This window comes from Natrialba asiatica DSM 12278, assembly GCF_000337555.1.
GTDB classification, from domain to species: Archaea; Halobacteriota; Halobacteria; order Halobacteriales; family Natrialbaceae; genus Natrialba; species Natrialba asiatica.
Map to the genome: position 1 here is coordinate 1 of NZ_AOIO01000030.1, position 21,709 is coordinate 21,709.

Annotated in this window: 25 protein-coding genes and 1 tRNA gene; 14 read left to right on the plus strand and 12 right to left on the minus strand. The window is 62.0% G+C overall.

Features of this window, described 5'->3' with window-relative positions; all coding sequences use genetic code 11:
• From C481_RS11450 to C481_RS11480, 7 genes are all read left to right on the plus strand, one after another.
• Positions 1-231, plus strand: a 231-nt coding sequence (locus tag C481_RS11450) for a hypothetical protein (RefSeq protein ID WP_006109368.1), incomplete at its 5' end; no start/stop codon positions are given.
• Between the two features lie 382 nt (positions 232-613).
• Positions 614-1,432: a transcriptional regulator TbsP gene (tbsP, locus tag C481_RS11455; protein ID WP_006109369.1), complete on the plus strand. Its 819-nt coding sequence runs from the start codon at positions 614-616 to the stop codon at positions 1,430-1,432.
• 131 nt (positions 1,433-1,563) lie between these two features.
• Positions 1,564-2,268, plus strand: coding sequence for an RNase P subunit p30 family protein (locus tag C481_RS11460; RefSeq protein ID WP_006109370.1), 705 nt, complete (start codon positions 1,564-1,566; stop codon positions 2,266-2,268).
• The gene (locus C481_RS11465; protein WP_006109371.1) at positions 2,252-2,878 is read left to right on the plus strand and encodes a class I SAM-dependent methyltransferase; all 627 of its coding nucleotides are present in this window, start codon (positions 2,252-2,254) and stop codon (positions 2,876-2,878) included. Before C481_RS11460 ends, C481_RS11465 begins: the two co-directional genes overlap by 17 nt.
• A complete protein-coding gene (locus tag C481_RS11470) occupies positions 2,875-3,372 on the plus strand; it encodes an Rpp14/Pop5 family protein (protein ID WP_006109372.1) in 498 nt (165 codons plus the stop codon). Before C481_RS11465 ends, C481_RS11470 begins: the two co-directional genes overlap by 4 nt.
• Positions 3,373-3,376: 4 nt before the next feature.
• Positions 3,377-4,138 (plus strand): archaeal proteasome endopeptidase complex subunit alpha, encoded by a 762-nt coding sequence (psmA, locus tag C481_RS11475; protein ID WP_006109373.1) that lies wholly within the window; start codon positions 3,377-3,379, stop codon positions 4,136-4,138.
• Between the two features lie 205 nt (positions 4,139-4,343).
• Positions 4,344-5,069 carry a ribosome assembly factor SBDS gene (locus C481_RS11480; protein ID WP_006109374.1) on the plus strand — a complete coding sequence of 242 codons (726 nt, stop codon included), beginning with the start codon at positions 4,344-4,346 and terminating at the stop codon, positions 5,067-5,069.
• A gap of 205 nt (positions 5,070-5,274) precedes the next feature.
• Here C481_RS11480 and C481_RS11485 read toward each other — a convergent pair whose 3' ends face one another.
• The gene (locus tag C481_RS11485; protein WP_006109375.1) at positions 5,275-5,598 is read right to left on the minus strand and encodes an FUN14 domain-containing protein; all 324 of its coding nucleotides are present in this window, start codon (positions 5,596-5,598) and stop codon (positions 5,275-5,277) included.
• A gap of 527 nt (positions 5,599-6,125) precedes the next feature.
• On the opposite strand from C481_RS11485, the gene hflX reads away from it, so the two are divergent.
• From hflX to C481_RS11500, 3 genes are all read left to right on the plus strand, one after another.
• Positions 6,126-7,427 (plus strand): GTPase HflX, encoded by a 1,302-nt coding sequence (hflX, locus tag C481_RS11490; RefSeq protein WP_006109377.1) that lies wholly within the window; start codon positions 6,126-6,128, stop codon positions 7,425-7,427.
• Between the two features lie 438 nt (positions 7,428-7,865).
• A complete protein-coding gene (locus C481_RS11495; RefSeq protein WP_006109378.1) occupies positions 7,866-9,020 on the plus strand; it encodes a thiolase family protein in 1,155 nt (384 codons plus the stop codon).
• A complete protein-coding gene (locus C481_RS11500) occupies positions 9,017-9,376 on the plus strand; it encodes a hypothetical protein (RefSeq protein WP_006109379.1) in 360 nt (119 codons plus the stop codon). The genes C481_RS11495 and C481_RS11500 overlap by 4 nt, the downstream gene beginning before the upstream one ends.
• Positions 9,377-9,394: 18 nt before the next feature.
• Here the strand turns inward: C481_RS11500 and C481_RS11505 are convergent, their stop codons facing one another.
• Positions 9,395-10,306 carry a DUF7547 family protein gene (locus C481_RS11505; RefSeq protein ID WP_006109380.1) on the minus strand — a complete coding sequence of 304 codons (912 nt, stop codon included), beginning with the start codon at positions 10,304-10,306 and terminating at the stop codon, positions 9,395-9,397.
• 158 nt (positions 10,307-10,464) lie between these two features.
• Here C481_RS11505 and C481_RS11510 point away from each other — a divergent pair, with 158 nt between their 5' ends.
• The 3 genes from C481_RS11510 to C481_RS11520 all read left to right on the plus strand — a co-directional run bounded on the left by C481_RS11510 (position 10,465) and on the right by C481_RS11520 (position 12,552).
• A complete protein-coding gene (locus tag C481_RS11510) occupies positions 10,465-11,232 on the plus strand; it encodes a DUF7504 family protein (protein WP_049904617.1) in 768 nt (255 codons plus the stop codon).
• A 103-nt stretch (positions 11,233-11,335) separates the two neighbouring features.
• A complete protein-coding gene (locus C481_RS11515; RefSeq protein ID WP_006109382.1) occupies positions 11,336-12,088 on the plus strand; it encodes a ribonuclease H-like domain-containing protein in 753 nt (250 codons plus the stop codon).
• 53 nt (positions 12,089-12,141) lie between these two features.
• Complete coding sequence (locus C481_RS11520) at positions 12,142-12,552, plus strand: acyl-CoA thioesterase (RefSeq protein ID WP_006109384.1); 411 nt, start codon at positions 12,142-12,144, stop codon at positions 12,550-12,552.
• A 53-nt stretch (positions 12,553-12,605) separates the two neighbouring features.
• Here the strand turns inward: C481_RS11520 and C481_RS11525 are convergent, their stop codons facing one another.
• The 7 genes from C481_RS11525 to C481_RS11555 form a co-directional block, all read right to left on the minus strand.
• Positions 12,606-12,890 (minus strand): HalOD1 output domain-containing protein, encoded by a 285-nt coding sequence (locus C481_RS11525; protein ID WP_006109385.1) that lies wholly within the window; start codon positions 12,888-12,890, stop codon positions 12,606-12,608.
• A gap of 693 nt (positions 12,891-13,583) precedes the next feature.
• Positions 13,584-13,657 (minus strand) — tRNA-Thr (locus tag C481_RS11530).
• Between the two features lie 12 nt (positions 13,658-13,669).
• Positions 13,670-14,236 carry a GNAT family N-acetyltransferase gene (locus tag C481_RS11535; RefSeq protein ID WP_006109386.1) on the minus strand — a complete coding sequence of 189 codons (567 nt, stop codon included), beginning with the start codon at positions 14,234-14,236 and terminating at the stop codon, positions 13,670-13,672.
• A gap of 42 nt (positions 14,237-14,278) precedes the next feature.
• A complete protein-coding gene (locus C481_RS11540; RefSeq protein WP_006109387.1) occupies positions 14,279-15,511 on the minus strand; it encodes a phosphoglycerate kinase in 1,233 nt (410 codons plus the stop codon).
• Between the two features lie 249 nt (positions 15,512-15,760).
• On the minus strand, positions 15,761-16,387 hold the full coding sequence (locus C481_RS11545; protein ID WP_006109388.1) for a CBS domain-containing protein: 627 nt from the start codon (positions 16,385-16,387) through the stop codon (positions 15,761-15,763).
• Between the two features lie 106 nt (positions 16,388-16,493).
• Positions 16,494-17,255: a GTP cyclohydrolase III gene (locus tag C481_RS11550; protein ID WP_006109389.1), complete on the minus strand. Its 762-nt coding sequence runs from the start codon at positions 17,253-17,255 to the stop codon at positions 16,494-16,496.
• Positions 17,256-17,391: 136 nt separating this feature from the next.
• Positions 17,392-17,718, minus strand: a complete 327-nt coding sequence (locus C481_RS11555; protein WP_006109391.1) for a DUF5785 family protein — start codon at positions 17,716-17,718, stop codon at positions 17,392-17,394.
• A 92-nt stretch (positions 17,719-17,810) separates the two neighbouring features.
• Here C481_RS11555 and C481_RS11560 point away from each other — a divergent pair, with 92 nt between their 5' ends.
• Complete coding sequence (locus C481_RS11560; protein WP_049904618.1) at positions 17,811-18,590, plus strand: DUF4013 domain-containing protein; 780 nt, start codon at positions 17,811-17,813, stop codon at positions 18,588-18,590.
• Between the two features lie 8 nt (positions 18,591-18,598).
• Here the strand turns inward: C481_RS11560 and C481_RS11565 are convergent, their stop codons facing one another.
• From C481_RS11565 to C481_RS11575, 3 genes are read right to left on the minus strand one after another with little or no spacing between them, the layout of a single operon-like run.
• Positions 18,599-19,744 (minus strand): ABC transporter ATP-binding protein, encoded by a 1,146-nt coding sequence (locus tag C481_RS11565; protein WP_006109393.1) that lies wholly within the window; start codon positions 19,742-19,744, stop codon positions 18,599-18,601.
• A gap of 22 nt (positions 19,745-19,766) precedes the next feature.
• Entirely contained in the window at positions 19,767-20,720 is a 954-nt protein-coding gene (locus C481_RS11570) for a carbohydrate ABC transporter permease (protein WP_006109394.1), read from the minus strand.
• On the minus strand, positions 20,720-21,697 hold the full coding sequence (locus C481_RS11575; RefSeq protein ID WP_006109395.1) for a carbohydrate ABC transporter permease: 978 nt from the start codon (positions 21,695-21,697) through the stop codon (positions 20,720-20,722). The genes C481_RS11570 and C481_RS11575 overlap by 1 nt, the downstream gene beginning before the upstream one ends.
• Positions 21,698-21,709: the final 12 nt, after the last annotated feature.

The following is a 21,709-nucleotide window of genomic DNA, read 5'->3' on the forward strand; positions in this document are numbered from 1 at the left end:
AGAGATGTGTATAAGAGACAGACCTTCGACTGCTACTCGACCCGCGTCACCGGCTCCTATTACTTCCCCCACACCGCCGACAACGAACTCGCCTACCTCTGTGGCTCCGAGTCCAATTTTATCGTCTCGAAACCTGCACTCGTAACGTTGCTCAAAGAAACGGAGGCGGCGGTGATTTACGACGGCGATATTTACTGGTCGAACTCGCTCTGGTCGCAGTTCGACGAGTAGTCCAACTTCACGGGCCGCCGTACGTACTCACGCGCTCTGCAGACACCGTCTGCTGCTTCGAACGCTGATGAGAGAGCAATCCACCACTTCGCAAGCGGGGCCATACATTCATCCGGATTCGAGTACTTCTGAAACCCATGCAATGCGGTATTATCAGAACACCTTTATATAATTATTCTAATTAATTCGCGCAATCAGATACGGATTAAACTGGGGCCGTCATCGCTCGTTTCTAGTGAGTATCGTGTTGTTCTGCGAAACCTATAGCTATAATGAACAACAAGCGGACAAAAATTACCCGTTCGTCAATCAGGTGAGAAGTTCTGCCGTGAAGATGGCCACCAAAATTAAGTACTGGGATCTCGTTTACTTCTGCAGAGAGATGGCTTCGAATTTACTCAACCACCAGATTGACGATATACTCGAATCAGTCCTCGAAGACGCAAGCGGTGATGTCTACATGGTCAACCCCTCGCGAGACGCCATCGAGGAGTTCATCGCCGTTGCGACGGCGCTCGAGGGCTCGCTCCCGTCGGTCCACATGCTCGCCGACGAGCGTACCCTGAAGGCGGTCATGGACGACTTCATCGTCGCCTCGAACGCGGCAGACCTGATCAGCGAGGGCGCACTCGCACTCCACACGCTCGAGGAAGCGCCGGAGAACTCGCTTTTGGTTACCGAAGACCGCGTCATCGCCGTCGTCCACGCCGGCGACCGCGTCGGCGGCCTCGTCACCGACGACGGCAGTTTCGTCGAGGACACGTACGAGACCTACGCCGATCGGTGGGAGGACGCGCCCGCTTACAACCTCCGGACACCGCCGATCACGGACGTTCGCGAGACCCTTTCCGACGAGATCAGCCCCGAGGCCGAGGACGATTTCACCGCGATCTTGAACTCGCTCGAGACCGCTCGTGGCGACGGCGACGGGCTCGACGAAGTGACGATCTCGCTGCTCGTCGCGGCCAAGAACGAGGCGTTGCTGTACGACATCAGCAAGTGGGGCGAGGACGTGGGCATCGCGTCGAAGGCGACCTTTAGCCGCACGAAGACCAAGCTCGAAGACATGGGCCTGATCGACACCGAGAAGGTGCCAATCGACGTTGGTCGGCCGCGCCTGCGTCTGAAGATCGGCGACGACCGACTCCGCGAGGCCGACAACGGCCAGCTCGCGACGGTCGCCCAGTCTATCCTGAACTGAGGACCGACCCGGCACTGACTGTCGCTATCACTGTTTCTCGCTGCACTCGGATCGTCCTGTGTCCACTCGGCGGACAGCCGTTGTCGCCGGATGACGCAAACCCCAAGTTCTCGCCGCGTGAGTCCTCGACTATGTACGAGGCCGTCCACGCCCACCCCGACGGACAGAGCACGGTCGCCAGACTTGCGAAGACGGCGGCCGAGTTCAGCTTCGAGGGCGTGGTCGTGCGCAATCGCGCGGACGAACGGGCCGAGTTCGACGCCGAGCGGATCGGGGACGAGTACGGGATCGACGTGGTCGAAGGGATCGAAATCGACGCCGACGATGTCGAACAGGCAAGCGGTGCGGTCGGCAACTACCGGACCGACGAGACGATCATCACGGTGGCGGGCGGAACGCCCGCGATGAATCGCTTCGCCGTGGAAAACGAGAAGGTGGACGTGCTCGCCCGGCCGATGACAGCGGGCGGCGACGTAAACCACGTGCTCGCGAAAGCAGCCGTCGAGAACGGCGTTCGTTTCGAGTTCGATCTCTCGGGCGTCCTTCGCACCCACGGCGGGCGACGCGTGCGGATCATCCAGTCATTGCGAAAGCTCGCGGACATCGTCGACCACTACGACGCTCCCTACGTCGTGAGCGCGTCCCCGCAGTCACACCTCGAGCTCCGCGCGCCGCGGGACCTGGCGGCGCTCGGCGAGCAGCTCGGCCTTTCGAGTTCGTTCGTCGAGGCGGGACTCGAAGAGTGGGGGCGGATGGCCGAGCGCAACCGACGGATCCAGTCCGAGTCGTTCATTGAGCCAGGGGTCGAACGAGGCAGGTATGAAGAGGAGCATTGAGGATCACGCCGCCCGGTTCGACGAGATCGCAAGCGAGTACGACGACGAGGGTTCCGACGAGTACCGCGCGTGCGCGAATCTGGTTATCGAGCACGCTGCACCCGATACGGACGATGTCGTTCTCGATCTCGGGACCGGTACGGGCGCGATCGCGCTCGCGCTGGCTCCGGACGCCGAGCGCGTCGTCGGGCGAGACATCAGCGAGGGCATGATGTCGGAAGCCGAGACGAAAGCCGCCGAGGAAGGGCTCGAGAACGTCGCGTTCGGCCGCGGGACGTTCCGCGAGCCCGAGTACGACGGCGAAGTCGATATCGTGACCTCGAACTTCGCGATGCATCACCTATCGGACGAGGAAAAGCGCGAGGCGATTTCGGCGATCGCCGATCTCGGTCCGCGCACGTTCGTCCTCGGGGACGTGATGTTCTTCGGCGAGCCGAACCCGGACGAGCCGTTCTACTCGCCGGAGGTCGACGATCCGGCGACCGTCGGCTTCCTCGCCGATGCGCTTACGGACGCCGGCTTCTCCCTGTCGGCCGTCGAACGCGTCCACGAGCAGGTTGGCGTGTTGGTGGCCGAGCGCGGCCGTCCCGACGCGGACCAGAACGAATGAAACATCTCCCAAAACACCTCCGGCCGCGCTGGCGCTATCTCGCGGTCGAGATCGAGAGTTGGCCGGACGCGTCGATCGATCGGCGAGCGTTCCAGCGCGAATGCTGGTACGCGGGCCAGAATTTGCTCGGTGATCCGGGGAGCGCACGCGCCGAGCTGTCGGTCCTGCAGTTCGAGTTCAGTGCCGACGCAGGCGTCGGTGAGGCACTCGTCAAGGTCAGACACGGCTGGACAGACGAAGCGCGGGCGGCGCTCGCTTGCATCGACGAAATCGACGGGCAGCCGGTCGGTGTTCGGGTCAGCGGTATCAGTGGCACGATCCGTGCCGCTGAAGAAAAGTATTTAGGGCGACGCGGGCAAGATTCTGAAGAGAGAAACGTCGTGTTCGGGAACGAGGAGCGAGTCGCCGTCGTGCGCGATGAATCTGTAGACGTGCGACTCGATGCGGCGTTCGCGGGGACGACAGACCTCGACTACGATTACGATTTAGCGTGATACTATGCAGGGACAAGCCCAACAGCAGGCGTACGACCGAGGCATCACGATCTTCTCGCCCGACGGCCGACTCTACCAGGTGGAGTACGCCCGCGAGGCGGTCAAACGTGGCACGGCGAGTATTGGCGTGCGAACCGACGACGGCGTCGTGCTGGCCGTCGACAAGCGCGTTCCCTCGCCGCTGCTCGAAGATTCGAGCGTCGAGAAGATCCACAAGGCAGACAACCACATCGGCATCGCGAGCGCGGGTCACGTCGCCGACGCGCGCCAGCTAATCGACTTCGCGCGCCGGCAGACTCAGGTCAACCAACTGCGCTACGGCGAACCGATCGGCGTCGAAACGCTGACGAAGGAAGTTACCGACCACATCCAGCAGTACACCCAGGTCGGCGGTGCACGCCCGTTCGGCGTCGCACTGATCGTCGGCGGCGTCGAAAACGGCGAGCCGCGCCTGTTCGAGACCGATCCGTCGGGAACGCCCTACGAGTGGAAGGCCCTCGCCGTCGGTGCCGACCGTAGTGAACTCCAGAGCTACCTGGAAGAGAACTACGACGACGAGGCGGACTTGGACGGCGGCATCCACCTCGCACTCGACGCACTCGCGTCGGTCAACGACGGCTCGCTGCTCCCGAGCGAAGTCGGCCTTGCTACCATTGACGCTGAAACCGAGCGCTTCGAACAGTTCGAACAGGACCGCATCGCGGACCACTTGACGGAGAACGACCTCCTCGATGAGGGCGACGAGGACGGCGAATCCGAAGAGTAATCGGGCCAGAGACTCGTGGCGACCCACTCGGTCGCTCGAGTTCACGAGTATCGGTTCTTGGCCTTGATCCCGACTCCTGATACCTGACAACTCGCGCTGCTGCACTCGTTTGTCACTGTTTCGGGATTCGGATTCGTTCGACGGCACCGAGCAACGGTCTCGTCTCAGGAAAAACTCTTTTACGAAGCCGGAGGAACGCTTCGGTATGATCTCTCTTGACGAGGCGGTGACAGCGCGACTCGAGTCACACGGGGCGCGCTTTGAAGTGTTGGTCGATCCAGATGCGGCTCTCGCGATCAAACGTGGCGAGTTCGAGGGCGACTTGGAGGATGTCATCGCTGCGGAGGACGTTTTCGAGAACGCCTCCCGCGGGGACCGCCCCGCCGAGAGCGATCTCGAGAAGGTCTTCGATACGACGGACCCACTGGAGATCATCCCGGACGTTATCACGAGGGGAGAGATCCAGATTACGGCCGAGCAGCGGCGCGAGATGCAAGAGCAAAAGCGCAAACAACTGGTCGACACCATCGCGCGCAACGCGGTCAATCCGCAGATGGATAATGCGCCGCATCCCCCGGAACGGATCGAGAACGCGCTCGAGGAAGCGGGCTTTACCGTCGATCCGATGGAGACGGTCGAATCGCAGGTCGACGACGCGCTGGACGATCTTCGACCGGTGATCCCGATCCGGTTCGAGGAGGTGACGATCGCGGTCCAGATTCCGGCGGAGTACGCGGGCAGCGCGCAGGCGCAGGTCCGACAGTTCGGCGACCTCGAGCGCGAGGAGTGGCAGGCCGACGGCTCCTGGATCGGCGTCGTCACCTTCCCCGCAGGGATGCAAAACGAGTTCTACGACGTGGTCAACGAACACTCGAGCGGCGAGGCTGAGACGGAGTTGATCAAGGACAAGGACGATATTCAGACGCGATAGTCGGCGTGCGTCGTGGCGGTACCGGTGTGAGACCGGCAATCCAACAGCGACACTGCAGTATTACAGTACCGGACGAGTTCTGTTCGAGCCCGATCTGCGTACCGTTTTCGGACACAGATGGCGTCAGACGGTCTGTTGTGCCAATTTCCATCGCGATTGCAGGGCAGGTCACAGGTGCGACGGAGCTGACTGCCAGCAGCCCGTCTCAGGCGCGGTGGTATCCGATCAGAAAGCCGCTCGTAAAGCCGACGGCGATCGAGGCGACGGAGAGTAGCGAGTCGATCCAGTGAGCAGCGACACCGGCATTTGACACCGTCTGTTCTTGTGTCGTGATGAGTCCGGCGGAAAGTCGATCCCAGTCGACGATAACGATGCCCTGGGACTGGAGGTAGCGAAAGACCATCAGTTCGATGCCGAAGATAATAGCGATCAGTTTGGCGACTCGCTTGGTCCCGAAGCCGAGCAGCCCGCCGAGGACTGCGCCGGCTCCGAACTCGAGTGCGAGCGTCGTCGGGTCGGCGGAAACCATCACCGCGAGTATTCGTATCACAGATAATGACTGTTTTGATCCGATTTCCGTCGAGCGAGCGGCCAGCGAACCGGCGGTACAACGACGAGTTCAGTGTGGGCACGGGATTCAAGGCGTTTGGAGACGTACAGTGGAGTATGATTGTCTTGCGTCCAACGGAGGTGTCTCGCCGGCACCCCGAGCGTGGTTGATGGCGTCGTATCGCCAGACTGGTCGCGGTCGCGGTTGTGGTTTCGGTCGTACCCGCACCCGTGCTCGCGTGTGCGCATGGAGTCGACTTCGTCTCGGCAACAGCGACGGCATTGGATCGAGTCTCATCCACGACGGTCCACGCTACTCTGCGGATGTGCCCCTGCAGCGGCGGTGTCACCATCGGTGCCACGTATCGGTAGCAGCGGTAGCAGCAGTAGCAGCGTTTCCGTCAAGACATCGTCAGTACCAGTACCGACACCAGCGCCAGCACCGGCATCCGAACCAACCGCAAAACACCAACTCGAAGCTACCCCTGTAATCGCATTCGCACCCGCATGAGAGCACTCATCGCCAAGCGCGTCGACTCCGGAACGCCAGATACAAGCGAGATTTCCGACCTCGCCGCCGCCGCCGGCTACACCGTCGTCGGTGAGATCACCCAGTCCCGCCGAGCCGACCCCGCACTCCAGATCGGCGAGGGAAAGGCCGAAGAACTCGCCGAAACAGCCGCCGCCACGGACGCGACGACCGTCATCTTCGACAACCGGCTCGGCCCCTACCAGACGTACAACCTCGGCCAGCTCCTTCCCGAGGGCGTCGAAGTCATCGATCGGTTCACCCTCATCCTCGAAATCTTCGGCCAGCGCGCCCAAACTCGAAAAGCCCAGCTCCAGGTCGAACTCGCCGAACTCCGCTACGAACTGCCGCGCGCCGAGGCCAAGACCAGCCTCGCCAAACGCGACGAGCATCCCGGCTTCATGGGACTCGGCGAGTACGACGAAAGCCGCGAGCAGGACATCAAAGACCAGATCAGCCGCATCACCGACGAACTCGAGCGCATCGAACAAACGGAGGAACACCGCCGCGAACGACGACGCAACTCCGGCTTCGATCTGGTCGCGCTCGCAGGCTACACGAACGCCGGCAAATCCACGCTACTCCGACGACTCGCGGCCGATCTCGATGTCGACGAGAACGACGATCTCCATCCCGACCTCGACTCGACCGCCGAATCACAGGACAAGCTGTTCACCACCCTCGGAACGACCACCCGCCGCGCCGACATCGACCCGCGCGACGTGCTCGTAACCGACACCGTCGGTTTCATCAGCGATCTGCCCCACTGGCTCGTCGAATCCTTCAAATCGACGCTCGATTCCGTCTACCGGGCCGATCTCGTCTTGCTCGTCGTCGACGTGAGCGAAGACATCGACGACATCCACGAGAAACTCGTCACCAGCCACGACACGCTCTACGAACGCAACGAGGCCCCGATCGTCACCGTCCTCAACAAGATCGACGCCGTCGGCGAAGCTGAACTCGAGGAAAAGCAAGAGGCGTTGTCCGCGCTCGCACCGAACCCGGTCACCGTCAGCGCGCGGGAGGGGACGAACGTCGACTCACTGCTTGATCGGATCGATACCGAACTGCCAGATTGGGAGGAAGAACGGCTCGTGCTGCCGATGACCGACGAGACGATGAGCGTGGTCTCGTGGATCCACGACAACGCTCACGTCGACGACGTTACCTACGGGGACGAAGACGTACTCGTCTCCTTCGAGGCGCGGCCCGCGGTAATCTCGCAGGCGCGCTCGCGCGCGAGCGAGTTGCAGACGGCGACGCCCGAATCAGCCTAACCTGGTTGTCCCGCCGCCGGATAGTAGATTACAGTGTGTATTTTGTTAGACTACATATGGAAACGGGAAACTATTGGTGGTATGAACCGACGAGAAATACTCGGCGGAATCGGAACGGGAACTGTCCTCGGCTCTGCTGGTTGTCTCGGAAGTATAACGAATCTCGACGATAGAAGCTCTCGACGACCACGCGTTCGTGTACGTATCGTATTCGTCGGGGCCGGTCGATGAGTTCTACTTCACCATGGTGAAAGATGATGGCGAGTAGTACATATACCAGTAGCGAGCGCGGATCAACGTGACCGACGTGTAGTCGGATCGGGCACTGCTGTGCAGGAACTGCCAGCAACCGGCCGCTCCCAGTGCTGATCGATACCGGCGCGCCGCGAGCGTTCCGGACCCCTACCATATAAAACAGTGACCTGTGTGCAGTAGGGTATGGAACGTGTCGCAGTCATCGGCTCGTCGATGACCCAGTTCGGGCAGCGAGACGAGTGGATCGTCGAACTCCTCTCGGAAGCCGGACTCGCCTGTCTCGACGACGCGGGCGTCGACGCGTCGGATGTCGAGCACCTGTACGTCTCGAACATGGCGAGCGGCGAGTTCGAGGGACAGACCGGAGCGATGAACGCGCTGGCCCAGGACATCGACGCGACGCCGGCGTACACCCAGCGGGTAGATCAGACGAGTTCGAGCGGCGGGGCGGGCATCTACGCCGCCTGGCAGTCGGTCGCGAGCGGGGCGAGCGAGATGACGCTGCTCGTCGGCGGCGAGAAGATGACTCACCGAACGACCGGCGAGGCGACGGACGTGATCGCCTCGTTGACGCATCCGGTCGAGTACAAACACGGCGTGACGCTGCCCTCGTTCGCGGGGTTGACCGCGCGACACTACCTCGATCGGTTCGATGCGCCCCGCGAGAGCCTCGGGAAGGTCGCCGTCAAGAACCACAAAAACGGCGTCGACAATCCGAACGCGCAGTTCCGGAAGGAGGTCGATCTGGAGACGGTGCTGGAGTCGCCGATCGTGGCCGATCCGCTCCGACTGTACGACTTCTGTCCGATCACGGACGGGTCGGCGGCCCTGCTGTTGTGCCCCGAATCTGTCGCCCAGGAGTACGCCGACGAGTACGCCGTCATCACGGGTATCGACGGCGCGACGGACACGCACGTCGTCCACGAGCGCGAGGACCCGACCGTGATGGGCGGCGTCGTCGAGAGCGGCGAGGGGGCCTACGAGATGAGCGGCCGCGAGCCCGACGACATCGACGTCGCTGAACTCCACGATATGTTCACGATCCTCGAGTTCCTCCAGATGGAGGGACTCGGCTTCGCCGAGCAGGGCGAGGCCTGGGAACTCGTCGAAGAAGGGGACACGGAACGCGACGGCGAGTTGCCGATCAACACCTCCGGTGGGCTGAAATCGAAGGGCCACCCGCTCGGCGCGAGCGGCGTCGCACAGGGGGTTGAGATCTACGAACAACTCGTCGGCGAAGCCGGCCCACGGCAGGTCGAGGCGGACGTGGGACTGTGCTGTAACGTCGGCGGCTTTGGCAACTGCGTTATCACCACCATCATGGAGGCAGCACAATGACGATGGACGCCTATCGGTACGAGGACGGCACGATCAGCTACCCTGGACATCCGCGCGGTCCCGACGGCGCGGAGCCGGTGGACACGATCGATCTGAGCGAGTTCACCGCGGAGGTCGTCACCTGGACGACCTCGACGGCGACACCCCCGGGCGTTCGCGAGCCGAACCACCTGGCGATCGTCGAGTTCACGATCGAGGGCGAATCGGTGCGCGCGATCGGACAGGTGACGACGGGCGAGATCGAGGTCGGTGAGGAGGTCCGGCCGGTTTCCGTCGACGAACTCCGCGAGCCGGGCGCGGGCATTCGGGAGCCGGCGAGTCAGGAGTGGGACGGCTATCGGTTCGAGCCGGTTTAACGGGTGGGAACTCGTCTTCTATTGGCCGTTGTTGTCGGGATCGTCGTCGCCGCCATCGCCCTCGCTGTCGTCATCGGCGGCAGTCGTCGTATCGTCGCGTTCGTTGCCGCTGGCGTCCGATTCGCTCGACTCAGTATCGGAATCGCCGGCGTCGTGCTCGTCATCGGCCGGTGGCTCCTCGTCCGAACTGTACCGATCCTTCAGCGTCTCGAGTTCGGCGTCGACATCGACGTTCGAGCCGTTCGCCGCCTCGGTTTCGTCCGTCGTCTCATCGCGCGGGGGGCGACCGTCGTCGATGTCGATCTGAACCACGTCGGTAGTCCCCGTCTCAGTGCTGTCACCACTGGTATCAGGAGTCCCGTCATCGGGACCGGACTCGCGGTCGGCAGTCGCTTCCCGGAGGCGAGTATCGACTTCGTCACGAAGCCGACGCGCCTCTGTGAGGAGCTCGCGGGCGTCTTCGTCCGCGGGAAGGGCATCCGACGAGGCCGCCCGCTGGAGTTGCGTGAGGACCGTATCGAGCTGTGAGAGTGTCGTACGACGAACGTCGGTGGCGCGCTCGCTGGTCGTTTCGGCCGCCGCCGACGCGCGATCCCTGGCCTCCCGTTCGGTGCGCACGAGGTTGAGGCCGCGCTGGAACGCCTCGAGTGCGCGCACGCTCGATTCGAGGGCGGTGATGGCGGCGGGAATAGCGAACTCGTCGGTGAACGCGAGAACTTCCCGGGGAGAGGGTGGCCGGAGCGGTGGTCCGGATGGCGCTGCGGGTGAGAACGGGGACCGGCGGTCGCTCTCGGCGAGTTCTTGACGGAGTAGTTCGATCGTGTCGGTGAGTTCGCGAACGGCCGTCGCGAGATCCTCGTCGGGGTCGGAGCGAGGAGAGTCGGAACCGGGACCGGAACCGGAGTCGGCGTTGGAGTCGGGGTCGCCCATACGTCCCGTATGGGGTCACGGTATGAAAATCCGGCTGTCGGAAGGAGAGTGGCTCCCGATCGCGAGTCGACCGGCTGAACTCGGACGATGGGTAACACCGTTTTTCTCCCGCATGCATTCCGAAATATTATGTGTGATCGGTACCTCTGTCAGCGAAGATGGGGTCAGAATCTGGGGGTTCCGACGTCACGGAGATGGACAGCGCGCCGGTTCCTGGGGGAACCGCTGACACCGAAAGGGAGACGACCTTCGCACAGACTCTCGACGCGCTCAAACGAGAGGGGAGTTCCGTCTTGGTAGTCGGTTCCGGGAGACAGAGGGCACACGAGGCCGTCTGCCGGCGGCTCGCAGGCGTTCACCGTGAGTCTGACTCGGAGACGCCGGAGACAGTTGACTCGCACGGCGTCCAGTATCGACTGCGCGTCACAGACAACGCCGATGCAACAACCAGCGCGGACTCTTGGCAGGACTGTACGAACCAGCCGGTCCGAACGCGTACGATTTCCGCGGCTTCCGTCGATCGTTCTCGATCCAGTCACACGTACCCGCCCGAGTCGCCGCCGGGTGAGAAGCCGCTAATCGGCACGCTCGGCCTCGAAATTATCGATGCGATCGACGAGTTCGACCGGGAGACGGCCGACTGCAAACCGGCGGGTCTTCGTCTCTGTCTGGATTCACTGGTCACGTTGCTCGACGAGCACGACACGGACGAGGTCTTTCGACTGTTGCATCTGGTGACGACCACCACCACTCACGTTCGGGGGGTCGGTCACGTCCATCTGCCGCTCGACTCCGACCACGACGCCGTTGCGTTGCTCGAACCGCTGTTCGATGCGATCGTCGAACTCCGAAGGCGTGACGGTATCGACGAACAGCGCTGGACGCTGCGCGATCGGGGACTGGTGACGGAGTGGGTGCCGGTCTGATCGCTCTTCCCTTCTTGGCACCCGATAGACATCGATCGCGTACTCGGCAGTACGGCTTCCATCGATCCAAGCACTTTTCTCTCCGCCACTCCCCTCCACTGGTGTGCGAATCGAGAACAGTTTCATTCCCGTTCGCGGCGTCGGCGAGGTGACCGAACGCCGCCTCTGGGAACACGGAATTACCCACTGGGACGAGTTCGACGGCAGCGTCGTCGGTGACACGCTCACGGATCGGATCGAGACGTTCATCGAAACGGGTCGAACTCACTTAGAGCAGGGCGACGTCGCGCCGTTCGCGGAGTCACTCCCCGCTGCGAGCCGCTGGCGACTCTACGAAAACGCCCGCGAGAACACGTGCTTTCTCGACATCGAAACGACCGGTCTCGGTGCAAGCCACCACGACGTGACGACCGTTAGTCTTCACCGCAACGGCGAGACGACGACGTTCGTCAAGGGCCGAGATCTCACGCGCGACCGACTCGTGGCTGCACTCGACGCCGCATCGCTGCTGGTCACGTTCAACGGCCAGCGCTTTGACGTGCCGTTTCTCGAGACCTGCTACGATCTGGACGTGACGACGCCACACGTCGACCTCATGTACCCCTGCAAGAAAATCGGCCTCGACGGCGGACTCAAAGCGATCGAACGGGATGTCGGTATCGACCGCGACCTCCCCGAGATAAGCGGCCGCGATGCCGTCCGCCTCTGGCGGGAATACGAACGCGGCGACGACGCCGCACTCGAAACCCTGATCGAATACAACCGGGCGGACACGCAGCACATGGAACCGCTCCTTGAACTCGTCACAGAGCGGCTTCACGAGCAGGTGTTCGAATCGGTCTGTCGTGGCGAATAATTCTGGTCCCGACAACCAGTACGTATACGGGTGTCGACCGGCCATCATCCCACATGACTCCAGGGACCGAACCGGACACAACAGCGGATACCTACGACGTCGAAATCGACGTTCGGCTCCGAGATATCGACTTCATGGGCCACGTTAACAACGCCACTTACGCAACCTACCTCGAACAGGCCCGAGAGGCCTATTTTCGGGACGTTTTCGACACCTCACTCGCCGATCTCGATACCGTTCTCGCACATCTCGAAATCAACTACAAGCAGCCTATCGAGGCCGACGCAACCGTCTCCATCGCGCTCACCGTCGGTGAACCCGGGACTGCGAGTCTCCCGCTCACGTACGAGATCTACGCCGACGAGTCCCTGGCAGCGACAGCCACGACCGTCCAGGTCTTCATCGACTCCAGTACCGGCGACTCACGTCCCATTCCGGAAACCTGGCGTTCCCAGCTCGACTAGTCACGACCCACCCATCGTTTTTCGATCGAGAGACTGTCTCGCCGGTGAAGACACTACGACGAGTCCTCTCGCAATCTCACCTCACCGTCGCCTGTAATAACGACGTGATAGCCATTGAACGTGAACTCGACACGACCCGAAATTCGATCGGACCCGTCCTGTCGTGGTGCAAACAGTGCATCCAGGGCTTCGGGATTGACGACAGCATAGAGGGATTCGTACTCGGGCGGTTCGATCTCGGTCGGATCGACTCCCTCCCGTTCGGCGACTGCGGCAATTACGTCAAAGCTAAGCGACCGCGTCTCGGCTGTCTCCGAACGATCGACTGAGAGTAGCATTGGCCGGACTCTTTCCTCGCCTATATATAAATCCACTGGCCTCAATCCAATCTTGTAGTACATATCTGTTGATCATCAGCCGTAGTTGTCCACTAGCGTATTTATTTCTATAAATATAGTAGATAATATAGTTGAGTTCACCCCACTTGAGACGTTTCAGGGAACCGTATCCACCGAACAGGAACTCGTTGTAGGAGGCGGGACACGCTACGGTTTCCGGCGTTCGAGGCTACTACGGGAGTCTGTCTTTGTTTCGGGAATTATTTAATAGATAGTTACCGAGTTCAGGCACGGTTCTCGCGCTTCCCGCGTACGTTCACGCGTCGGCGGGCACACCCGAACGCGAATTTGAGTCCGCCTTTGCGGCGAGCACGTTGGCTGTCGGTCCGGTGACGGTCGGTATCCTCACGTCGACGACGCCGTGGTAGTTACTCAATCGGGTACGATTCCGGGGACCGAGACCGACTCGGTTTCCTCGTGTGCTGTCTTCGTACTGTGTGAGAATACTCAGCCAGATACGGAGGCCGGTCGCGATTGCAGTGCAGGCTGGGGGAGAGGTCGTCGAGGTACTCGATATCCATCCGCGTAGATCCAGCGGTAGAACGAGCGTTGAACCGACGGTCCGAATACGGCGTTCTCCGAATACCGGACCGCGCCGAGACCGATCGGAGAAGCGTTGAACCCAACTGGGTAAGCCAGGGGTGGGATTTGAACCCACGAAGTCTCGATTACAAGTCGAGTGCATGAACCGCCCATGCTCCCCTGGCGCAGTCCGTTGGTTAGCAATCCTCCTTTGAGTGTGTATCGGTTTCTGTCCCGGAGTTCCGTTCGAGGGCCTCTCGGTCAGTTTCGGTATCGGTATCCGTCCCGGCTGCGGGCTCCTCGAGCGATCGTTTCATCGCCACTCGATAGGACTCGTATCCGTGCGTTCGGTAAAACCGCCTGGCGTCCTCGTTTTGTGCCATCACTTCGAGAAGCAACACCTCCGCGCCCTTCGATTCGAGTTCGGCCGTGGCGGCCTCGAGTAGTGCGGACCCGATGCCCCGGTCGCGATAGGCCGGGTCGACGTAGAGATTCGAGAGAGTCCCACGCGTCCGCTCGAGTTCGAGACTGCCCCGTTCGAGTGAGACGGAGGCAAAACCGACGATCGCGTCGGCGACGCGAGCGACGAGAAGGCCGTCGGCGACGCGGTGTGCGGCGAGGGTCTCGCGCATCAGTTCGCGGTTGGCCTCCGCGCGGACGGCCGAGTCGAACTCGCGCTGGCTGCGGGCGAGTTGAACCCAGAGATCGGTGACCGCTTCGAGATCGTCGCTCGTAGCGTGATCGATGGTTAGATCGGTTGTCATTGTCGGTTGTCGGTCATCGATCAGCGATCATCGATCGTCTGATCAGTGGCCATCGTTACGATCGGAAGCGGTGTCAACAGTACGCTCGAGCGCGCTGACAGCAGGCAACTGATCGGCGGTCAGCATCTGCAACGCGGCGCCGCCGCCGGTGCTGACGTGTGAAAAGCCCTCGACGCCGAGTCGACGGAGCGCCGAGGCAGTGTCGCCGCCGCCGACGATACTCGTTGGCACGTCCGTCGCCGCGCCGTAGAGCCGTCTGGTTCCCAGTTCGAATCGGTCGTCCTCGAAGACGCCGGCCGGCCCGTTGAGGATAACGGTGCCTGCGTCCTCGAGAAGTCGCTCGTAGTAGGCGAGCGTCGATGACCCGATATCCATCGCGGCCTCACCTTCCTGGGGCGGTAACGCGTTGACGCCGAGTTCGTGGCGGCCGTCGTCGCGGTCGACGGCGACATCGCGCGGCAGTGCGATCCGGTCGCCGTAGGCGTCGAGCAAGTCGCTGGCGCGATCGATCTCGTCCCAGTAGCCCTGTTCGTAGATGAAATCCGAACTCGCGTCGCCGAGGTCGACGCCGTCGGCGATGAGGAAGACGTTGGCGACGACGCCGGCGGTGAGGATGTGGTCGGCGAGGTCCTTCTCGAGAACGCTCCAGGCGACGTCGATTGAATCGGGGACTTTCGCGCCGCCGAGGACGTAGATCCGCGGTTCGGGCGTCTCCTCGATCGAACCGAGCACGTCGAGTTCGGATTCCATGACGCGACCCGCATACCCCGGCACGACGGTTGGAAAGCCGACGAGCGAGGGCTGTGAACGGTGAGCGGCGGCGAAGGCGTCGTTCACGTAGGCATCGAGGACGGGTGCGAGATTCGCTACGAGCTGCGTTCGAGCCGCGCGGTCCGGATCGAATTCCATGTATTCCTCGCTGTAAAAGCGGGTGTTCTCGAGAACGACGCAGTCGCCGTCTTCGAGCGACTGGACGGCCTCGCGTGCGGCCTGGCTGAACGTTGCATCGACGTAGTCGACGGGACGGCCGAGCAGGTCGGAGAGACGGTCGGCATGTGGAGAGAGGCAGCCGAAGTCGTCACCGCCGGGTCGGCCCTGGTGGGCAAGAACGGCGACCCGACCGCTGCGCTCGAGCAATTCCGAGAGCGTATCGACGTGAGCACGGAGTCGGGCGTCGTCGGCGAGAGACCCGTCGTCGGCGATCGGACTGTTGATGTCGACGCGAACGCCGACGGTTGTCCCTTCGACGTCGAGGTCGTCGAGGGTATCGATCATTGTCGGTCAGTCCACCGCGACACCCGAAAGGTCTTTCTATCGGAGAGATAGTCTCCGTCTGCTGTATCCGTGAGCCGTGATTACAGCGACCATGAAACGGTCAGCGTCCCCGCTCACGTAGCCGCCAGAACCTGCAACCTGCACTTGTCAGAAAGTCTGCCAGTCAACAGTCAATTTAAAGGCCGATAGCGATCGCTGAACTCGTCCGTGGGCGGAACTGTGTGGTACAAAGCGCTACGAGACGGGACGTCATACCGTCCGGCAATCGGTACAGACCAGTTGGCCGTTCGCATCCCAGAGTTCGTCTGCGAGTGAGCCACAGGATTCACAGACGCCCTGTGTCGAATACTCGTCACCGCCGTTTGGCTGCAGTTGAGTCTGTGTGTCGAGTTCGGTTCCCGGCGTTGTGGCGGCGAGGCGTTCGTCGCCGCGGTCCTGATCGGCGACCGCACTCGATTCGGGGTCGGCCGTTCGTGGTGGTGTCATCGTTGCCTGGAACGAGCCGGCGGCGGCGATGACGTCGCGTTGGGTAACGACGCCGCGGAGTTCGGTATCGCGTTCGACGACGAGATTTCGGATGTTTTCACGAGCCATGATCGTCGCTGCGTCGGTAACCGACCGAGCCGGGTCGATGGAGATGACGGGTGCTGTCATGGCTTCGCTGACGGTCGTTTCAGCGGGATCGCGGCCGGCTGCGACGAGACCGAGGACGTCCCACTCGGTCATGATGCCGACTGGGTCAGCGCCGCGGACGACGAGCACACAGCCGGTGTGTTCCTCGCGCATGAGCGTTACTGCGTCCTGAACGGTGTCTGACTCGCTGACACCGACGTATTCGGTCGTCAGGACATCCCTGACCGACAGTTCCGATTCCATGTGTGAACACACCGCGCGGTCGGGCTAAAAACTACCTCCACCACACTTAAGCGGCCACACGCCGAAGTTCTCTGCTTCTACGGCACCAGTTACCGATACCAGACGGCTACCAGTCGACTTCGACTCTGGTTCCGTCTGCCCGACAGATTTCGAGCGCATGTTTTGCAGCGAATCCCGCGTCGTGGGCGTTTTCACCGCGCCCAACGCCGACTTGGAGTTCGACATCGACGGCATCCTCGACGTGGTGAATCGCGTCCTCGTAGTCGCCTTCCGTCAGGTCCGGACAGGTGACGATAATGTTGTCGCCGCCGACGAAAAAGGAGAGGCTCTCGTGGGCGGTGCGCATGTGTCGCATGAGTTCCGCGTATCCCTGTTCGATTTCGATGAACGTATCGAAGGCGTTGAGCTCGTCCGTGTAGTTGCCCGTCGCGTTGATAACGTCGAAGTGGGCGATCTGAACATCGTCGGCGGTCTGGTGGGCTGTTTCGATCGCCCGTCCTTTGAGACACTCGCGCCGGCTCTTGTCCTGTGCGCTGCCTGCTTCCTGCACCAGCGTGGTCGCATCGGCGAGCGCCTGGACGGGCGAGGTGCCGGTCGCGACGCCGAGACTGAGCGTCACGGGGTAGCGATTGTTCACCGACTCCTGAAGGAGTTCGTGGTCCGCCATCGAGAGCCCGTTCGTAACCGCGATCATGTTGTCGAACCGGCTGAAGAAGACGTACCCGCCACGGTTGCCGACGAACTGGGAGATATCGGCGTAGAGTCGCGATTGCATCGTCTGGAGGTCGGCTTCGCGTCGCGGCTCCGGCGTCACGGTCCACGGCCCGTAGTTGTCGATCTGAACGAGCGTTACCTGCGTGTTAGTCACGGTGCCCGAAGCTTTCGAACGCCATCGTATAAGTGGTACGTAATCCAGATTCGTGATGGGGTGCAGCCGCCAGGCGTATTCGACCGCGACGGCCACCCAGTGTATCGGGTGGAACTACGTTACAGAAAAACGGGACTCAGGCGTGTTTCTGCTCCGGGTTCACGCCCTGCGGGTGGTAGTCCCAGAAGCCCCCCTGACGCATCGCTGCACCGACTGCCTTGTGCATGTCCGTAATCGTCTCGAACTCCGCCTGCTCGACGAACTCGAAGATCTCACTGAGCGCGACGACCGTCTGATAGTTCACCCGAATCGGATCGTCCCCATATTCCGCGACGAACTCGTCTCGGTCGAGCGGGAAGTCCGCCTCTTCGTCGACCTTCTTGGCGATGACTGCCATATCGTACTTGCGCATCCCCTCGCTTCCCTCCTCGCCGTCGGGGTCGTGTGGCCAGTCCGAACTCATACTCGGATGTGTGCAGGGGTCCCGCAAAAGGGTTACTCTTGGTCGTCGTCGACCAGCAATCGTTATACCGCGAGCGTCCGCAGACGTGGGTGATGGCGCTTCGACTGAGCGGGGCGCTACGGTACCCACTCCGTGGCGAGCGCTCGATGGATCTATTCGTGGTCGGTGGCTTGCTCGGGCTTGTGACGGTTATCGTAGGACAACTGGGCGTGGCGATGGGGACGTCACAGCCGCTCCTCGCAGTGCCGTTTCTCGTCGCATCGATGGCGACCGCCACCGCTTTGCTCGGCTATCTCCTTCGCGTATTCGAGACGACGGTGGACGGAGGAGAAATCCCGCCGTCGTTTCGTCCGCTCGGCTCGACGCTTCGACGCGGCTGTCGGCTGGCCGTTCTCTCGGCCGGGTACGCGATCCTCCTGGTGGCCGTCTTCGCGGTGGTCCTCGCGGTGTTCACTCGACTTCCGTTTTCGGCGGCGGTCGGCTTCGCCGGATCGATGGCGTTTTTCCTGCTGTCAACGACGACGCTCGTCGCTGTTCTCGCGATCGGGTACACGTACTCGATCGCCGTCGGTCGCATCGCCGAAGGGACGACGCTTCTCGAGGCGATAGATATCCGCCTGCAGCGGCCGGTTCTTCTGGACGGAGGCTACGCGATCGCGTGGCTGATCGCGTTCCTCATCGTGGTTCCGGGATGGGGGTTTCTCGCAGCCTCGTTCTCCAGACGAACGATAGTCGGCGTCGGTGCCGTCTTCCTCGCCTTCTACGCCCATCTCGTGTCGATCCGAGTTCTCGCGCGCGGCTATCGAAGTGCAACGGGACGCGATTCACCGTCCGTGGAAACGAACGGCGAGCCGATAGGCCGATCGAGATAGAGACCGAGTCAGAGCTTCGTTTCCGGAATCGTCGTCGACTCGACCGTTCGGTTACGCATTGCGCGTCCGCTCTGTCGGTCGAAGAGATGCACCGCCGATTCGGGGATGTGCGCGTAGACGGTCTCCCCCGCCTCAACGTGGTGCATTCCATCGACTGTGGCGACGAACGTCTGCGTCTGCTCGTCACCGATGGTGAGGTAGACGTTGTTTTCGTTACCCATCGGTTCGACGACATCGACGACCGTTGCGTAGGTGTGTGCCCCGTCTGCGGTGGATTGCAGGGCGATGTCCTCCGGGCGAACGCCGAGGACGAGTTCAGCGTGGGCGTCCGCAAGCGCGTCATCAGTTTCGTTCGAGAGGTCGTACCTGAAGTGGTCGTGGACGAGTTGGCTATCGTCTCGGGTTACGTCGAAGAAGTTCATCGAGGGTTCGCCGATGAAGCTGGCGACGAAGAGGTTTGCGGGTTCGTGGTAGCACTCGAGTGGGGTGCCGACCTGCTGGAGTTCGCCGTCGTTCAGGATGGCGATTTTGTCGGCCATCGTCATCGCCTCGGTCTGATCGTGGGTGACGTAGATGGTGGCGACGTCGAGATCGTTCTGGAGGCGTTTGAGTTCCGTGCGCATTTGCGCGCGGAGCTTGGCGTCGAGGTTCGAGAGGGGTTCGTCGAGCAGGAAGACCTCGGGGTCGCGGACGATCGCGCGGCCGAGGGCGACGCGCTGTTGCTGGCCGCCGGAGAGATCGTCCGGTTTGCGTTCGAGGAGGTCGTCGATGCCGAGCATGTCGGCGGCGGACGCGACCGTTCGTTCGATCTCGTCATCGGGCATCGCGGTCGACTCCTGCAGCCCGAAGGCCATGTTTTCACGGACGGTCATGTGCGGGTACAGCGCGTAGGACTGGAACACCATCGCGATGTTCCGGTCTTTCGGTTTCGAGTCGTTGACGACCGAGTCGCCGAGTCGGACCTGGCCGGCGCTGATCGATTCTAAGCCGGCGACCATTCGGAGGGTCGTCGACTTGCCACAGCCGGAGGGGCCGACGAGGACGAGGAATTCCCCGTCTTCGATCGTGAGCGATACGTCGTCGACGGCGGTGATTTCGTTGCCGTCGCGTTCCGTGAACACCTTGGTTACGGCGTCGAGTTGTAGGTCTGCCATCGTTTTGATCTGTGAGTTGTAATCACATCGTCTGTCCTTTCGCGAACTGTTCTCCGAACATGATATACACGAGAATCGTCGGGAGCGCTGCGATGAACGCACCTGCCATCTGCACGCCGTAGTCGGTTGCCATCGCGCCCTGAAGTGCATTCAACTCGAGGGTGATGACGTAGTTCGTCTGGTCGCTGAGTAAGACGAGCGCGAACAGGAAGTCGTTCCAGATCTGGGTGAACTGGTAGATCAGCGTGACGGCGAACATCGGAACCGAGAGCGGCAGGACGATCTTTCGGTAGATCCGGGCGAGGCTTGCACCGTCGAGGCGGGCCGCCTCGATGAGTTCGTCGTCGAGCGTCTGGTAGTACGACCGAAAGAGGATCGTACAGATCGGGGTCCCGTAGGCGATGTGGGTGATTATCAGTTCGACGAGTTCACCGCGTTCGTGGAGTCCCGAGATGTCGACGATCGACCAGAACTGGCGGAGCGGGACGAGCACGGCCTGGTAGGGGATGAACACGGCGGCGAGGAACAGCGCGAGCAAGAACGCCTGCCCGCGCCAGTTGACCTTGGTGAGGCCGTAGGCGGCCAGGCTGCCGAGGAGTGCCGAGAAGACGGCTGCAGGAATCGTCAGCGCGAAGCTGTTTACCATTCCCATGGCGAGTTCGCTGCCGGCGGTGACCCAGGGGTCGATCGTGACCCCCTCGATCGGCGGCTGGAGCGGCGAGGTCTCGCGGTACGCTTTCTGGGTCTTGAACGCGGTCGTCAGCCCGCCGTACAGCGGCGAGAGGTAGCCGATGACGAGTGCGAGTAACGCGCCGTAGAGCGCGATTCGACCGGGCTCGATAGCTGGGAGGCGCGAAGAATCGTCGGTCGCTGGTTTCGTTTCCGCGTCCGTTTCTGTCTCCGCGTTCGTGTCGGTGTCGGTGTCGGTATCCGCGTCCGCGTCTATGTCTGTGTTAGCGTCGGTATCGTCCGTCATTAGAGCGCACCTCGCTTGTACTGCGTGTAGGCGTACGGTCCGATGATCGTCAGTGCGAGCGCGAACAGGACCACGGCGATCGCAGCGCCGTAGGCCCACTGGCTCGAGGAGAACGCCTCGCGGTACATCGTAACCGCGAGGATGTCGACGGAGCGGCCGGGATTGGTCCCGAACATCACGTAGATGAAGTCGAACGCCTTGAGCGCGAAGACCATCAACACGACGACTGCGCCGATGGTCGAGGATCGAAGCTGCGGGATGATGACTCGCCAGTACAGCTTCAGCGTCGACGCGCCGTCGATCCGCGCGGCTTCGTAGTGTTCGTTCGGAATCGCCCGCAGCCCCGCGAGGTAGACGATCATACAGTAGCCGCTGAACTGCCAGATGAGCGCGACGATCACCGCCGCGAGTTTGAACTGCGGATCGCCGATCCAGTTGTGCGCGAGCCAATCGAGTCCGATACCCTCCAACGTCGTGTTGATCAATCCGCCCCTCGCGTACATCCACGACCAGAAGATCGCCGTCACGACGAACGACAGCGCCATCGGTAGCAGGTAGATCGTCCGAAACGTGTTCTCGAAGCGAATCTTTCGATCGACGAGCAGGGCAAGCCCCAGTCCGACGACCAGCGACGACCCCGTAAACGTGATGAGCAGGACGATCGTGTTCCAGAGCGACGCCCGGAAGTTCTGGTCCGCCGGCAACTGGCGATACATCTCGAGCGAGAGGTCCGTATACTCCGGCTGTCCGAGCCCGGACCAGCCGGTAAACGAGATGGCGACGTTCCAGGCGATTGCCCCGTAGACGAACAGTAAGACGAGTAACGTCGGCGGCAGCCAGAACGGCATCGACTCGACGAAGTCACTGTCTCGAAGCCGGCCGGCGAGCGACCCCTGCGTCTGCGTTCCCTGGGACTGTTCCGTCGCCGTCTCGGACAGCGGGTTGAGCCGTCGGAGGGAGTTCCGTAACGAATCCATAGTAAATCCCTC

Coding starts and splice junctions, on each gene's coding strand:
- tbsP (WP_006109369.1), top strand. CDS start 614: ATGGCTTCGAATTTACTCAACCACCAGATTGACGATATACTCGAATCA.
- C481_RS11460 (WP_006109370.1), top strand. CDS start 1,564: ATGTACGAGGCCGTCCACGCCCACCCCGACGGACAGAGCACGGTCGCC.
- C481_RS11465 (WP_006109371.1), top strand. CDS start 2,252: ATGAAGAGGAGCATTGAGGATCACGCCGCCCGGTTCGACGAGATCGCA.
- C481_RS11470 (WP_006109372.1), top strand. CDS start 2,875: ATGAAACATCTCCCAAAACACCTCCGGCCGCGCTGGCGCTATCTCGCG.
- psmA (WP_006109373.1), top strand. CDS start 3,377: ATGCAGGGACAAGCCCAACAGCAGGCGTACGACCGAGGCATCACGATC.
- C481_RS11480 (WP_006109374.1), top strand. CDS start 4,344: ATGATCTCTCTTGACGAGGCGGTGACAGCGCGACTCGAGTCACACGGG.
- C481_RS11485 (WP_006109375.1), bottom strand. CDS start 5,598: ATGGTTTCCGCCGACCCGACGACGCTCGCACTCGAGTTCGGAGCCGGC.
- hflX (WP_006109377.1), top strand. CDS start 6,126: ATGAGAGCACTCATCGCCAAGCGCGTCGACTCCGGAACGCCAGATACA.
- C481_RS11495 (WP_006109378.1), top strand. CDS start 7,866: ATGGAACGTGTCGCAGTCATCGGCTCGTCGATGACCCAGTTCGGGCAG.
- C481_RS11500 (WP_006109379.1), top strand. CDS start 9,017: ATGACGATGGACGCCTATCGGTACGAGGACGGCACGATCAGCTACCCT.
- C481_RS11505 (WP_006109380.1), bottom strand. CDS start 10,306: ATGGGCGACCCCGACTCCAACGCCGACTCCGGTTCCGGTCCCGGTTCC.
- C481_RS11510 (WP_049904617.1), top strand. CDS start 10,465: ATGGGGTCAGAATCTGGGGGTTCCGACGTCACGGAGATGGACAGCGCG.
- C481_RS11520 (WP_006109384.1), top strand. CDS start 12,142: ATGACTCCAGGGACCGAACCGGACACAACAGCGGATACCTACGACGTC.
- C481_RS11525 (WP_006109385.1), bottom strand. CDS start 12,890: ATGCTACTCTCAGTCGATCGTTCGGAGACAGCCGAGACGCGGTCGCTT.
- C481_RS11535 (WP_006109386.1), bottom strand. CDS start 14,236: ATGACAACCGATCTAACCATCGATCACGCTACGAGCGACGATCTCGAA.
- C481_RS11540 (WP_006109387.1), bottom strand. CDS start 15,511: ATGATCGATACCCTCGACGACCTCGACGTCGAAGGGACAACCGTCGGC.
- C481_RS11545 (WP_006109388.1), bottom strand. CDS start 16,387: ATGGAATCGGAACTGTCGGTCAGGGATGTCCTGACGACCGAATACGTC.
- C481_RS11555 (WP_006109391.1), bottom strand. CDS start 17,718: ATGAGTTCGGACTGGCCACACGACCCCGACGGCGAGGAGGGAAGCGAG.
- C481_RS11560 (WP_049904618.1), top strand. CDS start 17,811: ATGGCGCTTCGACTGAGCGGGGCGCTACGGTACCCACTCCGTGGCGAG.
- C481_RS11565 (WP_006109393.1), bottom strand. CDS start 19,744: ATGGCAGACCTACAACTCGACGCCGTAACCAAGGTGTTCACGGAACGC.
- C481_RS11570 (WP_006109394.1), bottom strand. CDS start 20,720: ATGACGGACGATACCGACGCTAACACAGACATAGACGCGGACGCGGAT.
- C481_RS11575 (WP_006109395.1), bottom strand. CDS start 21,697: ATGGATTCGTTACGGAACTCCCTCCGACGGCTCAACCCGCTGTCCGAG.